This is a genomic window from Streptomyces sp. NPDC002054, from assembly GCF_040296685.1.
Classification (GTDB): domain Bacteria; phylum Actinomycetota; class Actinomycetes; order Streptomycetales; family Streptomycetaceae; genus Streptomyces.
Map to the genome: position 1 here is coordinate 1 of NZ_JBEOXT010000081.1, position 2,561 is coordinate 2,561.

1 protein-coding gene and 1 pseudogene are annotated in these 2,561 nt (G+C 68.5%); both read left to right on the plus strand.

Going from position 1 to position 2,561, the window contains the following annotated elements; all coding sequences use genetic code 11:
* Positions 1-504 precede the first annotated feature (504 nt).
* Positions 505-1,074 (plus strand): annotated as a pseudogene (locus ABT123_RS36830) (DUF7639 domain-containing protein); the annotation flags it as partial.
* 459 nt (positions 1,075-1,533) lie between these two features.
* Complete coding sequence (locus tag ABT123_RS36645) at positions 1,534-2,145, plus strand: DinB family protein (protein WP_351322777.1); 612 nt, start codon at positions 1,534-1,536, stop codon at positions 2,143-2,145.
* The last annotated feature ends 416 nt before the right edge of the window (positions 2,146-2,561 follow it).

The window sequence follows — 2,561 nt, forward strand, 5'->3', positions numbered from 1 at the left end:
GACGTGTCCCAGATGCGGCCACGCGAGGGTGCCTGAGCAGCGGCTCCCGCCCGACCGGCCGCCCTGTCGGGCGGAGAGCTCCATTTCCCCGAAGCCCCAGCTCAATTGGCCATGCCAGACCATGAGGCGCCCCAAATCGCTACGCGCTCCGGCCGGTTTAGCGTCTCCAGACCGTCCGTGGCCGGACATAGGCCGCCACCGACCACTATGCGCTCCTGCCGTCAGGCGACAGGCGGACCGCCCGTGGCCGGGCATAGGCCGCCACCAACCGCTGCGCGCTCCGGTGGTCTCAGCGGCTGCAGACCGTCCGTGGCCGGGCATAGGCCGCCAACGACCACCACACCCACCGGGCCGGATGGCGTCCGAGGACCGTCTGTGGTCGGACACGGGCGGCCACCAACCGCTACGGGCTCCGGGCGGGGACCGCCATGGCAGGAATTGAATCCACGGTGGGACGGTCTGGACCGGCAGGGATAACGTGCTCGCATGACGTGGCGGGGACCTATGTACCGGGTTGTCGACGGGGAGAGAATCGACGGGGTGTGGCGCCATGTGTGGCGTCGAGGGTGGAGCGGTTCCTACTACATCGAGGATCTGCTCGTCTATGCGGACGGAGCGATCGGTTCCCCCGAACTCACCGACATGGCAGGCTTGAAACGCGAGTTGGCCTCCGGCCGGATCTCGGCGACGGATCCCACCACGCACGACCTGCCGGTCGAACCGTCCAAATGGCGGTCCCGCCGAGGTGAGCCCCTGACACGCGAAGGGTTCATGTCCGAGATCGCCGACCAGATCGAGGCCCTCAACAGCCGCCCGACCAGCACGGACCGCTGCTGGGACGCGATCCGTCGCTACCGGGACGCCCCTTCGGAGCCCCACCGCATCGCGTTGCGCGAGGCGTATCTGAAGGTCCCGCCACACCGCCGTATCCACGTCCTTGGCGATATGGACCGCCAGGACCGCCCGCTGCGCGTCCTCTCGACGGACATCGGGCAGCCCGTGGACGGCGACGGCCCGGTGGTCACGGCCTTCATGCACCAGCAGACGCTGGACTACTTCATCTGCGCCGACGAAGCAGCGGCGGACGAGCGGATCCGATACGCCAACGATCCGGTCGCCACCATCACTCTCAACGAGCAGGACGGCTGGCCCGAGACGCTCGGCCTGTTCGTCCTCCGCAACGAATATCCCTCACCAGTCGCTATCGACGGACGGACACATCCGTCCGTCGACGAGGCCTACACCGCCCTCACCGCCGGACCGTCCCAACCGTCGGCCGTGCAGCTCGCCGTCATGACGGATCTCCTCCGGGCGAAGTTCGCCCAGCACGCGGACCTCGCGGAGGTCCTTCTCTCCACCGGAGAGGCGAGGTTGAGCTACACCGGCCTCTCGATCTCCCCCTTCTGGCGAGACGCCCCCGACGGCCGCAACTGGCTGGGCCGCCTCCTCGAACTCGTCCGCTCCGAGCTGTTCACCAGCGCAGATGCTCAATATTCGGTGGCGGGCAGTGTCGACGCTCGCGACCATGCCCGCATGGACTTGAGTGAGCACGGCAATGAACCAGCAGTGACCCGGTGGACGCAGTCAACCGTCTATGCCGACATGTGGGTTGATCCGGCCGACGACCCGCGCGAGACCGATACCGCGATCACCGACGAACGCGGCATGCTGCTCGACCACCTGCGTGGCCACCGACTCACTCTGGAAATGAAGTGCGCGGGCCTGGACGCCGAACAGATGGCGTTGCGCTCCGTACCGCCGTCCACGATGTCCCTGCTCGGGCTGGTGCGGCACATGACCGAGGAGGAGCGGCGCTTTCGCCGGGTGATGGCCGGTGAGAACGCGCCGATGCTGTACCGCACCGAAGAGGACCGCGACGGCGACTGGAACGGCGCGATCGCCGACCCGGCGGTCGTGGAGGACGCCTGGCGGCAGTGGCGCGCAGAGATCGAACTCACCGACCGCTACCTGGCCAACGTCACCGACCTCGACACCCGAAACGCCGGCTTCAACGAACTCGGCCCCGAACCCGGCGGGGAGGAGAAGCTCCGCGACGTCCTGGTGGCACAGATCGCGGAGTACGCACGACACTGCGGCCACGCCGACCTCCTGCGCGAGCGAGTCGACGGCCGAGTAGGCCAGTGATCACCCACCCGTAGCCGTCGGTGGCGGCCCGTATCCGGCCACGGCCGGTCCGTCTGCCGCCTGACGGCAGAAGCCCGTAGCGATCGTTGGCGGCTTGTGTCCGCCCACAGACGGTCCTCGGACGCCAAACCGGCCGGAGGGTGTAGTGGTCGTTGGCGGCCTGTGCCCGGCCACAGACGGGACGAGGCCGCTGAGACGGCCGGAACGGATAACGGTCATTGGCGGCTTATGCCCAGCCACGGGCGGTCCGGGGACGCTATGCCGACCGGAGCGCGTAGCGATCGGTGGCGCCCATGGCCTGGCCTCGCCAAATAGGTCCGGGCTTCGGGGAAATGGAGCTTTCCGCCCGACAGGGCGGCCGGTCGGGCGGCAGCCGCTGCTCAGGCACCCTTGCAGGGCCGCATCTGGGACACGTT

Bases quoted from the DNA above. Each gene is read 5' to 3' on its own strand.
- ABT123_RS36645 (WP_351322777.1), top strand. From the start codon at position 1,534: ATGGACTTGAGTGAGCACGGCAATGAACCAGCAGTGACCCGGTGGACG.